This window comes from Actinomadura sp. NPDC048032 (assembly GCF_040653175.1).
GTDB lineage: Bacteria > Actinomycetota > Actinomycetes > Streptosporangiales > Streptosporangiaceae > Spirillospora > Spirillospora verrucosospora.
On sequence record NZ_JBEZJP010000164.1, the window covers coordinates 1 to 15,555 of the forward strand.

11 protein-coding genes and 1 pseudogene are annotated in these 15,555 nt (G+C 72.5%); 3 read left to right on the plus strand and 9 right to left on the minus strand.

Annotation, left to right across the window (positions count from 1 at the left end):
- Window positions 1-92: 92 nt before the first annotated feature.
- Both trxA and trxB read right to left on the minus strand, forming a co-directional pair.
- A pseudogene (gene trxA / locus AB0C69_RS21635) lies at window positions 93-335 on the minus strand (thioredoxin); the annotation flags it as partial.
- Window positions 336-448: 113 nt separating this feature from the next.
- Window positions 449-1,402, minus strand: a complete 954-nt coding sequence (gene trxB / locus AB0C69_RS21640; protein WP_360356168.1) for a thioredoxin-disulfide reductase — start codon at window positions 1,400-1,402, stop codon at window positions 449-451.
- A gap of 150 nt (window positions 1,403-1,552) precedes the next feature.
- Between trxB and AB0C69_RS21645 the strand changes: the two genes are divergently transcribed.
- Window positions 1,553-2,125, plus strand: a complete 573-nt coding sequence (locus AB0C69_RS21645) for a dienelactone hydrolase family protein (RefSeq protein WP_360356171.1) — start codon at window positions 1,553-1,555, stop codon at window positions 2,123-2,125.
- A 229-nt stretch (window positions 2,126-2,354) separates the two neighbouring features.
- On the opposite strand, the gene AB0C69_RS21650 is transcribed toward AB0C69_RS21645, so the two are convergent.
- From AB0C69_RS21650 to AB0C69_RS21675, 6 genes are all read right to left on the minus strand, one after another.
- Entirely contained in the window at window positions 2,355-3,131 is a 777-nt protein-coding gene (locus AB0C69_RS21650; RefSeq protein ID WP_345182799.1) for a zf-HC2 domain-containing protein, read from the minus strand.
- Window positions 3,128-3,751 carry an RNA polymerase sigma factor SigM gene (gene sigM, locus AB0C69_RS21655; protein WP_200842240.1) on the minus strand — a complete coding sequence of 208 codons (624 nt, stop codon included), beginning with the start codon at window positions 3,749-3,751 and terminating at the stop codon, window positions 3,128-3,130. The genes AB0C69_RS21650 and sigM overlap by 4 nt, the downstream gene beginning before the upstream one ends.
- A 171-nt stretch (window positions 3,752-3,922) precedes the next feature.
- Window positions 3,923-5,530 carry an AMP-binding protein gene (locus AB0C69_RS21660; protein WP_360356175.1) on the minus strand — a complete coding sequence of 536 codons (1,608 nt, stop codon included), beginning with the start codon at window positions 5,528-5,530 and terminating at the stop codon, window positions 3,923-3,925.
- 164 nt (window positions 5,531-5,694) lie between these two features.
- Window positions 5,695-7,359 carry a murein biosynthesis integral membrane protein MurJ gene (murJ, locus tag AB0C69_RS21665; RefSeq protein WP_360356178.1) on the minus strand — a complete coding sequence of 555 codons (1,665 nt, stop codon included), beginning with the start codon at window positions 7,357-7,359 and terminating at the stop codon, window positions 5,695-5,697.
- 46 nt (window positions 7,360-7,405) lie between these two features.
- Window positions 7,406-9,865, minus strand: a complete 2,460-nt coding sequence (locus AB0C69_RS21670) for a DUF6049 family protein (RefSeq protein WP_360356180.1) — start codon at window positions 9,863-9,865, stop codon at window positions 7,406-7,408.
- A gap of 168 nt (window positions 9,866-10,033) precedes the next feature.
- Window positions 10,034-10,573, minus strand: a complete 540-nt coding sequence (locus AB0C69_RS21675; protein WP_345182794.1) for a YbaK/EbsC family protein — start codon at window positions 10,571-10,573, stop codon at window positions 10,034-10,036.
- A 382-nt stretch (window positions 10,574-10,955) separates the two neighbouring features.
- Between AB0C69_RS21675 and AB0C69_RS21680 the strand changes: the two genes are divergently transcribed.
- Window positions 10,956-12,428: a CCA tRNA nucleotidyltransferase gene (locus AB0C69_RS21680; RefSeq protein ID WP_345182793.1), complete on the plus strand. Its 1,473-nt coding sequence runs from the start codon at window positions 10,956-10,958 to the stop codon at window positions 12,426-12,428.
- Window positions 12,425-13,738 (plus strand): adenosylmethionine--8-amino-7-oxononanoate transaminase, encoded by a 1,314-nt coding sequence (locus tag AB0C69_RS21685; RefSeq protein WP_353835186.1) that lies wholly within the window; start codon window positions 12,425-12,427, stop codon window positions 13,736-13,738. The genes AB0C69_RS21680 and AB0C69_RS21685 overlap by 4 nt, the downstream gene beginning before the upstream one ends.
- Here the strand turns inward: AB0C69_RS21685 and AB0C69_RS21690 are convergent.
- On the minus strand, window positions 13,735-15,054 hold the full coding sequence (locus AB0C69_RS21690) for an MFS transporter (protein ID WP_360356185.1): 1,320 nt from the start codon (window positions 15,052-15,054) through the stop codon (window positions 13,735-13,737). The two genes, AB0C69_RS21685 and AB0C69_RS21690, sit on opposite strands and share 4 nt — an antisense overlap.
- Between the last annotated feature and the right edge of the window lie 501 nt (window positions 15,055-15,555).

Sequence of the window (15,555 nt, forward strand, 5' to 3'; positions counted from 1 at the left end):
CGGTCATCGGCAGGCTCGCCAGGTCCGTCCGGATGCGGGCGCCGCCCGCGTGGTGGAACCGCAGCGGGCCCGCGGACGCCCCGCTCGCCATGGCCGCCCTTGTAGACGTTCATCGTCGGGATCTGCATGACGCCGTACCGCTGCGGAACCTGCGGGTTCTCGTCGATGTTCAGCTTGACGATGTCGAGCTTGTCGCCGTGCTCCTTGGAGATCTCCTCCAGGATCGGCGCCACCATCCGGCAGGGGCCGCACCATTCCGCCCAGAAGTCGACGAGGACGGGCTTGTCGTTCTCCAGGACCTCGGACGCGAAGTCGGCGTCGGTCACGGCTTTCATCGGTCTCCTTCGGTTCTCGCGTGGGGCGGGGCGCTCCCCCGCCCGATGCAGCCCGCCGCCGCGGCGCCGGCCCGGCGCGTGAGCCGGGCCGGGCCGTAGGGCCGCTGGGGCGGTCAGGCCTGCGGGACGGTCTCGGCGGCGTCCCGGTCCTGCAGCCAGCGCTCGGCGTCGATGGCGGCCGAGCAGCCGCTGCCCGCGGCGGTGATGGCCTGCCGGTAGATGTGGTCGACCACGTCGCCGCAGGCGAACACGCCGGGGATCTTCGTCTTCGTCGTGGGGGCGTCGACCAGCAGGTAGCCGTCGGTGTCGGTCTCCAGCTGCCCTTCGAACAGCTCGCTGCGCGGGTCGTGGCCGATCGCGATGAACAGACCGGTGATCTCCAGGGCGGACTCCGCGCCGGTCCTGGTGTTGCGGATCGTCACGCCGGTCACCCGGTCGTCGCCCTGGATCGCGGCGACCTCGCTGTCCCAGAGGAACTTGATCTTCTCGTTGGCGAACGCCCGGTCCTGCATGATCTTGGAGGCGCGCAGCTCGTCGCGCCGGTGGACCACGGTCACCGAGCGGGCGAACTTGGTCAGGAAGATCGCTTCCTCCATCGCGGTGTCGCCTCCGCCGACGACGGCGATGTCCTGCTCGCGGAAGAAGAACCCGTCACAGGTGGCGCACCAGGAGACGCCCCGGCCGGACAGCCGCTTCTCGTCCGGCAGGCCCAGCTCGCGGTACCCGGAGCCGGTCGCGACGATCACGGTCTTGGCGAGGTAGGTCTCGTCGCCGACCTTCACGACCTTCGGGTCGGCGGTCAGGTCGACCTCGGTGACGTCGTCGGTGATGAGCTCGGCGCCGAAGCGCTCGGCCTGCTTGCGCAGGTTGTCCATCAGGTCGGGGCCCATGATCCCGTCGGGGAAGCCAGGGAAGTTCTCCACGTCGGTGGTGTTCATCAGCGCACCGCCGGCCGTCACCGAACCCTCGAACACCAGCGGCTTGAGGTCGCCGCGGGCCGCGTAGACGGCGGCCGTGTAGCCCGCGGGACCGGAGCCGATGATGATGACGTTACGGACGTCGCTCACAGTTCTTGCCTCTCCTCGTTGGCCGCCGGTGCCGCTCGACCGGGCCTCACAGTCGCGTCAACCGATCCTAGGGCCCGCAGATTCCCCGGTACGCGGCGCCGGGCCGCGCACCGCCGCCGAGGGGCCCGGAGGCGCTCTAGGCTGGGCCCCATGGCACGCATTCTCCTCCTCCACTCGATGTACGGGCTGCGGCCCGCGGTGCTCCAGGCGGCCGACCGGCTCCGTGCCGCCGGGCACGAGGTGCACGCCCCCGACCTCTACGACGGGCGCGTCGTCGACGACGCCGAGGCCGGGATCGAGATCAAGGAAGAGATCGGGCGGGACGAGCTGCTGCGCCGCGCCGTCGTGGCCGCCGCGCCGCTGACCGGGGAGGGCGGGCTCGTCTACGCGGGGTTCTCGCTCGGCGGCTCCATCGCCCAGAACCTCGCGTTCGCCGACGAGAAGGCGGGCGGGCTGCTGCTGATGCACGGCACGTCCGACATCGCGGAGGACGCGTCCACCGACATCCCGGTGCAGCTGCACGTCGCCGACCCCGACACCTGGGAGCCCGTCGACTGGCTAAACGCGTGGTACCTGCAGATGCGCAAGGCGGGCGCGGACGTGGAGGTGTTCCGCTACCGCGGCGCGGGTCACCTGTTCACCGACCCTGACCTGCCCGACTACGACGCCGAGGCGGCCGAGCGCGCGTGGGCGATCGCCCTGGACTTCCTCGCCTCGCTCTGAGCACGCCCCGGCGGACGCGACGCGACGGCATGGAAGATCGCCGTTACCGCTGCCGTGCCGTGCTCCGGGTGGTGTTGCCGACGCCCCACGAACTTCGCCGGAAAAATGGGCGTCATAGAGAGAACAGGACGTCTTGGGCAGGCCATGGCCTCACGTGAGCGGCCATGGACGGGATCGGCCGTCCATGGCCCTCAGGTGTGCGCGAGTGCCCCGATCAGGGCGTGGCGGGTCAGACGTTCTTCAGCTGCTTCAGCAGGTGATGGGCCTGCGGGGAGCAGTCCGGTTCGACGACCCAGATGTTCCGCCTGCCGGGGCGGTCGCCGTTCACGGCGATGATGATCGCGGGTCGTCCTTCGTATCTCGCCTGGTCGACGAGGAGGAGCTTCTGCTCGCCGGCGACACCGGCGACGCAGCCGCGGAGCCGGGCGTCCGGCGCGGCGGCCTCGGCGCGCATCTGCTGCTCGCCCGCCACGACGCCGCCGACCTGCTCGCCCAGCGTGCCCGACCGGTAGTCGGTGCCGCTCTGGGCGACCTTGAACGTGGGGTCGGAATCTCCGGGGGCCGCCTTCGGCACCCCTGAGCCCGAGCCCGGGTCGGTCAGGGAGCGGTGCGGCGCCGGATGCCGCGCCGCGCTGTCACTGCTGCTCGCGCCGTCCAGCGCGATCTTGCCGACCGTCGCTCCGCCGCCGAGCACGACCACCGTCGCCGCGGCCGCCGACAGTATCCGCCAATGCCGCCTTCCGCGCCGTTGCTCCAGGCTCGCCACGGTGGCGGTGTGCATCGATTCCGCCGCGATGGCGGTGTCGATGCGCTCGGCCAGTTCGGCGGGCATGGACGGCACCGGGGCCTCCGCCAGGATCCGGGAGACGTCCGCAAGGTCGGCGGACAGCTCACGACAGTCGGCGCAGGTGTCTAGGTGTGCGTTGACGGAGGCGGCTTCGTCGTCTTCGAGAAGTCCCTCGGCCAGGTCGGCCAAGACGTCGTAGTCAAGGTGCGCGGGGTTCACTTGGGCATGCCACCTCCTTCCACACCTCCGACGTTCCTGGGCTCGCGTCGGTTCCGGTGGTGGACGAGAAGGGGCGCGAGCCGGGCGCGGCCCCGCGCGCACCGGCTCTTGATCGTTCCGGGCGGGACCTCCATGACCTGTGCGGCGTCGTCGACGGAGTAGCCCATCATGTCGACGAGGACCAGGGCGGCCCGCTGCTCGTACGGCAGCTGCTCCAGCGCGGTGCGGACGTCGAGGGAGACGCCGTGCGCGTCGGTGGGGTCGGGCATCTTGGGCGCGACGGCGTCGAACGTCGCGTCGTCGCCCATCGGCGTCGCCGGGCGGACGGACTTGCGCCGGACGCGGTCGAGGCACGCGTTCACCACGATGCGGTGCAGCCAGGTCGTGACGGCGGCGTCTCCGCGGAAGCGCCCGGCGGCGCGGAACGCCGAGAGGCACGCGTCCTGCAGCGCGTCCGCCGCCTCCTCCGGGTCGCCGAGCGTGCGGAGCGCGACCGCCCACATGCGGTCGCGGTGGCGGTGCACGAGTTCGGCGAAGGCGTGCGGGTCCCCCTGGGCGTGCCGGGCGAGGAGCTCTTTGTCGGGCACTTCGCCTACGCGACGCATGCTCACCGACGTCATGAGCGACCGCCTTCTCTTTCGGGACGCCCGGTTGGCGCCGGGCATCCGCGGCCGGCTGCTGAGGAAGGCACCACGTGATCCTGGGGGCGAGGGGACAAACTGCTCACAGGCACGATACAGACATGCGCCGCTCCACGTCACAGCCCATATCTGCCCGCTGCCGGAACGTGATCAGCCGGTCGCGCCGTAGACGGCGATCTCGCCGAGCCGCCCCTTGAACGGCCCGCCGGGCAGCTGGGTGAACCAGACGAGCACGAACCGGCCCGTGGCCTGCGGGTTCACGGCGAAGGCGACCTCGCCGCCGTTGGGAGTCTGCTCGCCGACGCGCTTTAGGTCGGTCGGGGACTGCGAGTCACCGACGCGGAGCTGCAGCACCCCGCCGCTCACCGGGGAGTAGACCTTCACGTTGGCGACCTTGACGGGCTTGCCCATGTCGAGCAGGACGCCGAGGCCCTTGGAGTACCGGCCGAAGTCGGCGTCGGCGTAGCTCTGGGTCTCCCAGTCGCCGCTCGGTTTGCCGTCGACGACGGACGCGAGGTTCTTGCTGATCGCGCCGTCGGTGTGACCGCCCATGGGAAGTTCGGCGGGCAGGGGACGCTGCGGGGTGAGCTTCACGACCGTCGGCTTGGGCGGCGCGCTCGTCTGGGCGTTGTCGGTGGGGCCGCCGCCCTTGGGCTCGTCGTCGCCGACGAGGCCGGTCAGCGCCCAGGCCCCGAGCCCGACGATGACGGTCAGCGCGGCCGCGGCGACGCCCATCAGGGCGCGGTTGGCCGGACGTTTCGGGCCGCCGTGGGTGTGCGCGGGCGTCGTCCGGGTGGCGGAGACCGGCGGCGGGGGCGGCGGTGAGGCGTGCCGCTGGGCGCGCGCACGCGGCGGCGGGACGTGCGAGGCCGCAGGCGGTTCGGGGGCGGGCTGCCGGTGCGGCTGATGCGGCGGAGCCGACTGCGCCGCGGGGCGCCTCGGCGGCGTCTGCCGCGGGGCGGCCGGCGGGGCGTTGCCGAGCCCGGCGAACAGCGGCAGCGGGGTGCGCGGGACGCCGCGCAGCGCCTTGGCCAGGTCGGCGGGGGACGCGAGCGGCTCGCCCGTGCCGATGCCGAGGCAGCGGCAGACGATCGCGTCGATCGCGTGCGAGATGCCGGCCTGGACCTGGCGGGGCGCGTGCGGGAGGCCGTCGGACGCGGGCGCGGCCGGCAGGGCGGACCCGTCCTCGTCCCCGGGCCAGTGGGCGGTGAGCGCCGCGTACAGCATCCGGCCGAGGCCGCGCACGTCCTCGGCGGCGGAGTCGTCGGACTCGCGGTCGCACAGGACGGCGTCGGTGGCGACACCGAGGATCTTGACGGTGCCGCCGGTCGTCCAGACCAGGTCGCGGGGGGTGAGGCAGAGGTGGGAGAGCCCGGCGGCGTGCGCGGCGGAGATCGCCTCGGACGCCTCGTAGAGCAGGGTCGCGGCGCGGCCCGGCTCCAGCGGGGCCTTGGCGAGCATGCCCTCCAGGGTCTCGCCGGCGACCCATTCGCTGACGATGTAGGCGCTCTCCCCCGAGTCGTCGGCGTCGAACACCTGGGTCAGGCGGGGGTCGGTCAGCCGGCTGGCCGACCGTGCCGACGTGACCGCCTCGGCGATCCGGGGGAACTCGGGGTCGAAGGTGCGGACGGCGACCGCCCGCGCGAGGATCTCGTCGATGGCCTTCCAGAGCGACGAGCCGCCCGAGTCGCTGATGCGCTCCTCGAGCCGGTAGCGGCCGGCGAGACGGGTGCCGGGCTCGATGACTGACGTGCTCACGGCAACGTCCTGCACAGGTGGTCAGATCCCATGTTCGTGGCGTGGCAGCTTACGCCTCCGACCCTCCTCTTTGCGTTCCCCAGGGTGTCGCCCCGCAAGCCGTAGTCCCCCACATGGTAGTGGTTACTCACGCGAGTGGCCGCCTTATCGCCGCGCGTCCTTTTTTACTTTGCCCGCCCCGGCAGCCGGCGGGCGAACGTCGCGATGGTCGTCTGGATCTCCTCTACCCGCAGCAGCTTGGCGAACAGCACGTACAGCAGCCCGCCGCCGACGGATCCGGCGATCAGGGTGGCCAGCGCGGGGACCATCGTGTCGATGCCGCCCAGCGCGTCCGCGACCGTGTGCGCCGCGTAGGCGAAGCCGATCAGCGGCCAGATCGCGACGAGCAGCTTGAGGTGGCCGCCGACGACGCGGCGCCCGTCCATGCCGCCGAGCTTGCGACGCAGCACCAGCCAGCAGGTGACCGTCCCGACCACGTTGCTGATCGCGAACCCGCCCGCGATGCCGACCACGATCCACTTGAGGCCGAGGACGTTGTAGGCGGTGAACGCCATCGCGATGTTCGTGGAGGTGACGACGAGGCCGATCAGCGCGGGCGTCCGGGTGTCGCCGTAGGAGTAGAAGACCCGCAGCATCAGCTGGTAGATCGAGAACGGGACGAGCGCGATCGCGAACATCTGCATGACCCGCGCGATCACCAGGGCGTCGTCGGCGTTGGTGTTGCCGTGCGCGAACAGCACGGTGGTGATCTCCGGTCCGAGCACCAGCATCAGCGCCGCCGCCGGCATGATGATCACCGAGGAGAGCCGCAGCCCGCTGGAGAAGGCGGCGCGCACGTCGGCGGTCTTGCCCTCGGCGGCGAACCGGCTCATCCGCGGCAGCAGCGCGGTGATCACCGAGACCCCCACGATCGCGTAGGGGAGCTGGAAGAGCTGGTAGGCGTTGAAGTACGGGGTGTACCCGTAGCCTTCGCCGAGCCCCTGGACGTACGCGTGCTTCCCGGCGCTGTTCGTCAGCGCGGTGACGACGGCGAACGCGGCCTGGGCGGCGACGACGTACAGCAGCGTCCAGCCCGCCATCCGCCCGACCTCGCCGAGCTCGCCGCGGTGGAAGTCGAGGCGGGGCCGCCACCGGAACCCGACGCGGCGCAGCGACGGCCACAGCGCGACCGTCTGCAGGACGATGCCGCCGGTCGTGCCGATGGACAGCAGCATGAGCTGCTGGTCGGTGATGCTGGACGGGTCGACGCGGCCGGTGGTGATCGCGAGGAACGCGCCGCCGACCGCGATCACGACGATGTTGTTCAGGACGGGCGCCCACATCGGCGCGCCGAAGCTGCCGCGCGTGTTGAGGACGGCCCCGGCGAACGCCCCGACGCCGTAGAAGAACAGCTGGGGGAGGAAGAACCGGGCGAACAGGATGGCGACCTCGCGCTGGTCGCCGCTGTAGCTGCCCGCCAGAATGTCGATGAACAGCGGCGCGAGCAGCACCGACACGACGGTGAGGACGCCGAGCCCGATCACCGCGAGGGTGAACACGCGCTGCTCGTACTGCTCTCCGGCGACCCGGTCGCGCTGCTTGGCCCGCACCAGGAGCGGGACGATGACGCTGGTGAGGATGCCGCCCAGCAGCAGGTCGTAGATCTGGTTGGGGATGGTGTTGGCGGTGTTGTAGGAGTTGGCGAGCAGCCCGGTGCCGAGCGCGGCGACGATCACGGCCGTGCGCAGGAAGCCGGTGACGCGGGACGCGAGGGTGCCCACCGCCATGATCGCGCCGGACTTCAGGATGCCGGACGAGCCCTTGCCCTCCTGCGCCGGAGGCGTGTCCACGACCGTGGTGTCGGAGTCCGGCGGGCTTCCGCCTGGAAGGGGGATGTCAACCACCGTCTCGGCGGCCGTGTTGGCCGCGCCCGGCGGCCGGCCCGTCGGCGGGCCCGGGTACTGCTGCGGGGTCCTCGGACCGGGGGTCTGCGGACCCGGCCGCATCCCCGGCCGGCCCTGCGGCATCGGCCCCTGCGGGCGCGGTCCCTGGGGCGGCGGGCCCGGCGGGTACCCCTGAGGGCCGCCCTGTGCCGGGTAGCCCCGTCCCGGGGGTCCCGGAGTATTCGGCGGAGGGTATCCCGGGCCCTGGGAACCCGGCGCCGGGGAGCCCGGCCCCTGCTGCCCCTGCCCTTGGCGATCCCATTCCGGTCGACCCGTCACCGGCTGCCTCCGCTTTCCGGCGGCGCCTCGCTCTGATGGCCCGCACTCCGACGCCCACGAAGAGTACGGCAAGTCCGCCGCCCGTGATGAGCAGGGCGAGCCGCCCGTACCCGGTCGTGGTGACCGTGATGGTCTCGCCGTCACCGTACGTCCGGCCACCCGCGCCGGGAATCTGCAGATTGAGGCGAACGCCGAAGTTGCCGTTGCCGGCCGCCTGCGCGGGGATCCACCGCTGGGCACGCTCCCCGGGTCCGAGCTCGATCACCGCGTCGTTCGGTTCCAGCTCGCCCAGCTTGAGCTTGGCGGTGTTCTCCGAGGTCACGACGAGCCGGACCCGCACCGACTGGTCGGGCAGCGTGTTCTCGACCAGGACGGGAAGCTTGCCCGAGCTGCCCCCCATCAGGACGCGCCTGTTCTTCGGGGGGACGACGCGGACCAGGTCCATGTCGCCGCGGAGCTCGTCCTCCAGCGCCTTGCGGGCCCGCTTGGCGCGTCCCGGCGACGTCCGCCAGCCGACCGACTCCAGCCGCAGCACGGCGCGCTCGTAGGAGATCTTCACCGGGCCGGTCATCACGGCCTTGAACGTCGCCGCGCGCTTCGCGATCGCCCGGGTCTGGTCGAGGTGGACGTCGCCCAGCTCGAACTTCTCGTAGCTGTCGGAGTATCCGTGGAAGACGCGGTTCTGCGGCTGGGCCGCCTCGATCGTGCGCAGCGGCATCTCGCGCATCCAGGACGCGGCCTTGGTGTAGGTGAGCAGGTTCTTGGCGAGCCCGTCGGCGGGGTCCCACAGCCGGTCGGGGGCGACGACGACGGTGCGCTGGACGCTCGGCGCCTCCGCCGCGACCATCGCGGTCTCGGCGAGGAACCGCTGCTCGCTCATCAGCGCCCGGGAGGCGGACCGCGCGCCCTCGTTCAGGATCTGGGTGATCGTCTGGTCGTAGAGGAGGGCCTTCTTGGCGCCCAGGTGCGTCTGGAGCGCGGTGGTCGCGTTCGGCTGCGCGCCCGTCACGGGGTTCTCGAACTGCGAGCTGCTCATCAGGAACGACCCGCCGTCCTTCAGGGCGTACTTGGCGAGCTGTTCGAGCGTGCCGGGGCCGCCGACGCCGGACGCCGGCCAGGCGACGTGGGCGTCGGGCTGGCGTCCGAGGATCTGCGCCACGAAGGCGGTGTTGCGCGCGTCGAAGGCGACGCCGATGTCCCCGGTCGTCTTGCGCCGGACCAGCGCGGTGACGTCGGGGTCGGCGTAGGGCAGGACGAAGTACGGGTCGCCCTTCGAGGCGTTCTTCAGCGACGTCAGCCACGTCGCGGCGACCTTGCTCTTCTCCTTGCGGACGGCCTTCGCCGCCCCGGGCGGCTTGACGAGGTAGTCGCCCGACGCCATCTGCCGGACGTCGTCCAGCAGCGCCGGGTCGATCGCCCAGGTGACCGGCGTTCCGGTGGTGGAGGCCGCCTCCACGATCCGGTGGAGCCGGCCGCCGGGCGCCAGCTCCTTGGCGAGATCGTCGTCGATGAACGTGCGGTCGTTGGCGCGGTGCATCCGGTCGATCAGCGGCAGCACCCAGCCGACCGCCACCGGCTTGAAGCTCCGCTGCTTCGGCATCATCGTCAGGAAGGTCGTCAGGCCGCCGACGACCTGCTGCGCGGAGTTCAGCACCTCGACGCGCATCGGATAGACGCCGGGGGTGCCGGTGGGGGCGCGCAGGCCCAGCTGCTGGGCGGTGGTCCGGAAGCTCCAGCCCTGGGTCACGCCGGGCCTGGTCGCCTGCGCGAGCGACTGCTGCTGCGGGGCGACGTTGGGCAGCGCGGTCTGCTGCCCGGACGCGAGCTGGTCGAGCTGGCTCCGGCTGGTCACGGGCTGGGCGCTGTAGCGCAGCCGCAGGGTGAGGCCGGCCAGCGCGCGGCCGCTGCGGTTCCGCGCCGCCCCGGAGATCTCGATCCTGGAGTTCGCGGCGAGGGTCTTCGGGGTGACCTTGGTGAGCGCGAGCGCCACCTGCGCGCGCGCATGCGCCGCCGCCGGGGCGCCGCCGGGGGCCCTCGCCGGGGTCCGTGCCGGGGACGCCATGGCCGGGGAGGCCGCCATCGCGAGACAGGGCAGCATCGCGGCCAGCGCCAACGCGCGTCCGACCGCTGTCACGCCGTGTCCGCCCTCACGCCGTGCCCGTCCAGAGCCCGTCCGGCGGCGCGAGGACAGGCCGAGGACGGCGGGCGTCGTTTTCCCGCACCACGGCCCCGATGTTAGTCCGTCGGTGTTCATGGCGTTGCCGGGTGCCACTCGCCGGCGGGGCCGCGGCGGGCGGGAGGGTCAGGTCGTCACGTGGTCGCGCCCGGGGGCGGACGCGGCGCTGAGCGGCGCCAGCAGGTCGACGGGCTTCGGGCGGCAGAGGGAGTACAGGACGCTGGCCTTGATGCCGAGCGCCGTGGACGCCTCGCCGGTCGCCGTGTAGACGACGCCGTGGGCGTGGAGCCCGTCCACGAGCTCGCGGTCGATCAGCAGGGGCATCGACTCCGGCAGGAGCAGCGGGCAGACCAGGCCCGCCGCGTACTCGGTGACGGCGTTGACCACGTCCGCGTGCGCGGGCCGGACGGCGCGGGCGCCCACGGCCGACCGCACGGCCTCGGTGGACGGCCGCCGGCCCGCCGGGACGATCGCCCCGGCCAGGAAGGGACGGCCGCGGTGGGCGCCCTCGCAGGAGTAGACGCGCGTCACCAGGCACCGCTCCGGCGGCAGGCCCAGCGCCCTGGGCAGTTCGTCGGCCCGGGTCATCGCGAGGGGCAGCCGCACGATCTCGTGCGCCGTCTCCCAGCCGAGAAGCGCGCGGTGGATGGTGAGAGCGTCCTTCATGTTCGGCTCCATCCCGCGGGGCATGCCCCGCTCACCCCCGGATCCGGTTTCCCTGCGGCCCCGTGCGTCGCACACCCTGCGGGGGGAGACCCCCACATACCCGGAACGGCAGGTCTCATCCCTGCCGCGCCGCACGGCGAACCCCTCGCGACGCGCCTCAACCGCACGTGCGGCGGACCGTGGCCCTTTTGGATCCCGCTACCGTTGTCGTACGGGAGGCTCACCGGGTCGCGCGGAGCGTCGTCGGGTGCCCGAAACGTAACCCGGGGATCGGGGCGTGTGAAGGGCCCCGTCCTTCTTCGGCCCCGAAAAGACTCCCGCGCGAACCCCGGCGCTCGCCAGAAAGTCCTTTGTCAGCCCGTCAACCAAGGAAATACGCTCGATGGCCGTGCCTGACCAGAACGTGACTCCAGAGTCCTCGCGGCGCACCGCGATCGCCGAGCTGCTGCGCGGGATCGCGCCCGTCGCCGACGAGCTCGGCGCCCGGTTCGCGGCGGCCGGTCACGAGCTGGCGCTGGTCGGCGGGCCCGTCCGGGACGCGCTGCTGCGCCGTCCGACCAAGGACGTGGACCTGACCACCGACGCGCCGCCCGAGCGCACCCTGGAGATCATCCGCGGCTGGGCCGACGCGCACTGGACGATCGGCATCGAGTTCGGCACGGTCGGCCTGCGCAAGGACGGCGTCGAGCTGGAGATCACCACCTACCGCAGCGAGTCCTACGACCCGAAGTCCCGCAAGCCGGAGGTGTCCTACGGGACGTCCCTGGTCGAGGACCTGCGCCGCCGCGACTTCGCCGTCAACGCGATGGCGGCGCGGCTGCCCGGGCACGAGTTCGTCGACCCGTTCGGCGGCCTCACCGACCTGCAGCGCAAGGTGCTGCGGACGCCCGGCCGGCCGGAGGACTCCTTCAGCGACGACCCGCTGCGGATGATGCGCGCCGCCCGGTTCGCCTCCCAGCTCGGCTTCACCGTCGCGCCCGACGTCGTCCGCGCGATGAAGGACATGGCGGGCCGCATCGAGATCGTGTCGGCCGAACGGGTCCGCGACGAGCTGTCCAAGCTGCTCTGCGGCCTGTACCCGCGGGAGGGCCTGGCGCTGCTGGTCGACACCGGCCTCGCCGCGCACGTCCTGCCCGAGCTGCCGAAGCTGCGGCTGGAGATCGACGAGCACCACCGGCACAAGGACGTCTACGAGCACTCGCTGATCGTGCTGGAGCAGGCGATCGCGCAGGAGGAGGACGGCCCCGACCTCGTGCTGCGGCTCGCGGCGCTGCTGCACGACGTCGGCAAGCCCAAGACCCGGCGCTTCGAGGCCGGCGGCCGGGTCTCCTTCCACCACCACGAGGTCGTCGGCGCGAAGATGGCCCGCAAGCGGCTGACCGCGCTGCGCTACCCGAAGGACGTCATCTCCGACGTGTCCCGCCTCGTGGAGCTGCACCTGCGCTTCCACGGCTACGGCACCGGCGAGTGGACGGACTCGGCCGTCCGCCGCTACGTCCGCGACGCCGGGCCGCTCCTCACCCGCCTGCACAAGCTGACCCGCGCCGACTGCACCACCCGCAACAAGCGCAAGGCCGACCGGCTGCGCCGCACCTACGACGACCTGGAGGTGCGGATCGAGCGGCTGGCGGAGGAGGAGGAGCTGGCCGCGATCCGCCCGGAGCTCGACGGCAACGAGATCCAGGAGATCCTCGGCATCGCCCCCGGCCCCCTCGTCGGGCGCGCCTACAAGTTCCTCCTCGAACTCCGCCTGGACCGCGGCATGATCGGCAAGGAGGCCGCGGCCGAGGAACTGCGCCGCTGGGCCGCCGCCGAGGGCGTCGGCGCCCCCGCGGACGAGGGGAAGGGCGAGTGATCCCGCTGCAGCTGGGGCGGATGAGCCCCCGCGAGACCGAGCGGATGCTGGAGTTCGACCGCGAGCACATCTGGCACCCCTACGCGCCGATGCCCGCGGCGGCGCCCGCGCTGCCGGTCGTGTCGGCGGACGGGGTGCGGCTGACCCTCGCCGACGGCACCGAGCTGATCGACGGCATGTCCTCGTGGTGGGCGGCCGTGCACGGCTACAACCACCCCAAGCTGAACGCGGCCGTCACCGGGCAGCTCGGCAAGATGGCGCACGTGATGTTCGGCGGGCTCACGCACCCGCCCGCCGTCCGGCTCGCCGAGCGGCTCGTCGAGCTCACTCCGGAGCCGCTGACCAAGGTGTTCTTCGCCGACTCCGGGTCCGTCGCGGTCGAGGTCGCGATCAAGATGGCGCTGCAGTTCTGGCGCTCGCAGGGGCGTCCGGAACGGCGCCGGCTCCTCACCGTCCGGGGCGGCTACCACGGCGACACGTTCGGCGACATGGCCGTCTGCGACCCCGTGAACGGCATGCACCACCTGTTCGCCGACGTCCTCGCCCAGCACGTCTTCGCGCCCCCGCCCCCGCTCGGCTACACCGCCGAACCCGACGAGACGTACCTGGACGGGCTGGCGGAACTGGCCGCCGAGCACGCGGGCGAGCTCGCCGGGATCATCGTGGAGCCGATCGTGCAGGGCGCCGGAGGGATGCGCTTCTACGCGCCCGAGTACCTGCGCGCCCTCCGCGACATCGCCGACGAGCACGGGCTCCTGCTGATCCTGGACGAGATCGCCACCGGGTTCGGCCGGACGGGTGAGCTGTGGGGCTGCGACCACGCCGAGGTCGTCCCCGACATCATGTGCCTCGGCAAGGCCCTGACCGGCGGCTACATGACGATGGCCGCGACCCTGTGCACCGACCGCGTCGCCCACGGCATCACCTCGGGCGAGGCGGGCGTCCTGATGCACGGGCCCACGTACATGGCCAACCCGCTGGCCGCCGCGGTCGCGTCCGCGTCCATCGACCTGCTGCTCTCGCGCGACTGGCGGGACGAGGTCGACGCCATCGAGGCGGTCCTGACCAGCGAGCTCGACGGCGCCGCGGAGTTCCCCGGGGTGGCGGACGTCCGCGTTCTCGGCGCGATCGGCGTCGTGGAGGCGCGCGAGCCGGTGGACGTCCCGGCCGTCCAGGAGATCGCCATGGCGCACGGCGTCTGGCTGCGGCCCTTCGGGAAGCTCGTCTACACGATGCCGCCGTACGTGTGCACGGAAGACGAGGTGCACCACATCGCCGCCGCCATGCACGCCGTGGCGGAGTCGCTCTAACGCAGGGCGTGCGCGGGCCGGCGCATGCGGGAGGCGGCCGTCCGGTAGGCGACGGCGCCCGCCGCGTAGGCCGCGACCACCGCGAGGAGGGTGAGGTCGGCGCGCCCGTCCGCCGGCAGCCACGTCGCGGCAGCGGCGGCGGCAGCGGCGAACGTCGCGTTGAACAGCATGTCGTAGACGGCGAAGACCCGCCCCCGGTACTCGTCGTCGATCGACTCCTGCAACGTCGTGTCGACGCACAGCTTCACGCCCTGTGACACGACGCCGAGCAGGAAGGCGCCGACCGCCCAGGGGCGCTCCGCGAACGGCATGCCGAAGACGAGCAGGCTCAGCGCCGCCCCGCCGAGCTGCCACGCGACCCACGCCTGCTTGCTGATCCGCCGCACCACCGGCGGCGTGATCAGCGCCGCCGCGAAGTACCCGGCCCCGGACACCCCCAGCATCAGCGCGAACGTCTCCAGCCCACGGTCGGGGTCGCCGGCGAACCGGTTCCGGCACAGCAGCAGAGTCATGATCAGCACGACGCCGTACAGGAACCGGTGAAACGAGATCGCGCCGAGCGCCAGCGCCGCCTGCGGCCGCCGCGCGATGTGCCGCCCCCCGTCCACGAGCCCGCCCAGGACCCCCCGGACCACCTCGACGGCCCGGGGCGCCTCCGCCGCGGCGGGCTCCCCCGACGCGGCCTCCGCCGCCCGGTGGGGGCCGAGCAGCCCCTTCGGCAGCGTCGTCGCGATCAGGCCGGCCAGCAGGAACAACCCCGCCGCCGCCACGAGGATCAGCGCCGTCCCGTCGTGCGCGCCGCCGAACACCCGCCGGAGCCCGTAACCGAGGCCCGCGCCCGCGAACGCGATGACCGTCCCGGAGGTCACGCTGAACGCGTTCGCCGTGACCAGCTGGTCGCGACGCACCACGTGCGGGAGCGCCGCCGACAGCGCCGCGAGGAAGAAGCGGTTCACGCCCAGCACCACGAGCACGCCGAGGAAGAAGCCGAGCCCGTCCTGCCCGCCCGCCACGAGCCCGGCGACGAGCAGCACGAGCAACGCGCGCAGCACCGGCGTCCACACGAGGATCTGCCGCCGTCGCCACCGGTCGATGAACACCCCGGCGAACGGCCCGAGCGCCGAGTAGGGCAGCAGCGTCACCGCGAACGCCGCCGCCGCCTTGGCCGCCGTCGTCTGCCGCTCGGGCGAGAAGAACACGTATCCGGCGAGCGCCACCTGGAACAGGCCGTCCGTCAACTGCGAGGCGAGCCGCGTCCCGTAGAGCCGCCGAAAATCCCGCCCGCGCAGAACCCCCCGCAACTCCCCAGCTCGCATCAGATCAGAGTATGTCGTGCTTATTGCGTTTCTCTCCTCCTTCGGGCCTTGGTGGCCCTCCATCGTCGAGCACAGCGGGCGATCGCTGGCATCGCTCCGACTCGCCCAGAGGCTCGCTGCGCGATCAGGTTCTCGCAAGCTCGAAACCTGCCTTCGGACGCGATCGCAACCATCTGGGTCGTCGCGTGGTTGCAGTGACGGCTGAGGTCAGCGGTCTGCCCTCCATGGTTGAGCACTGCGGGCGCCCCCGGCATCGTTCCGACTCGTCCAGCGAGCCTCAGAGGCGGGACGACGTGGACCGTCAGGGACGCGGACACATCAGCTGTCGGCCGCAGGGGCGCGGGGACCTGAGCCACCGCGGCAACCCCGCAACAGGCTGAGAGGCCGCGATCGCGTCCGAAGGCAGATTCGAGCGGAGCAAGAATCTGATCGCGCAGCGAGCCGCCAGGCGAGACGGAGCGATGCCAGCGATCGCCGCGATCGTCGACCCGGCCACGGCGG

What these genes read in the sequence shown, in the direction of transcription:
- AB0C69_RS21645 (WP_360356171.1), top strand. Translation starts at nt 1,553, where the DNA reads ATGGCACGCATTCTCCTCCTCCACTCGATGTACGGGCTGCGGCCCGCG.
- AB0C69_RS21675 (WP_345182794.1), bottom strand. Translation starts at nt 10,573, where the DNA reads ATGAAGGACGCTCTCACCATCCACCGCGCGCTTCTCGGCTGGGAGACG.
- sigM (WP_200842240.1), bottom strand. Translation starts at nt 3,751, where the DNA reads ATGACGTCGGTGAGCATGCGTCGCGTAGGCGAAGTGCCCGACAAAGAG.
- AB0C69_RS21690 (WP_360356185.1), bottom strand. Translation starts at nt 15,054, where the DNA reads ATGCGAGCTGGGGAGTTGCGGGGGGTTCTGCGCGGGCGGGATTTTCGG.
- AB0C69_RS21680 (WP_345182793.1), top strand. Translation starts at nt 10,956, where the DNA reads ATGGCCGTGCCTGACCAGAACGTGACTCCAGAGTCCTCGCGGCGCACC.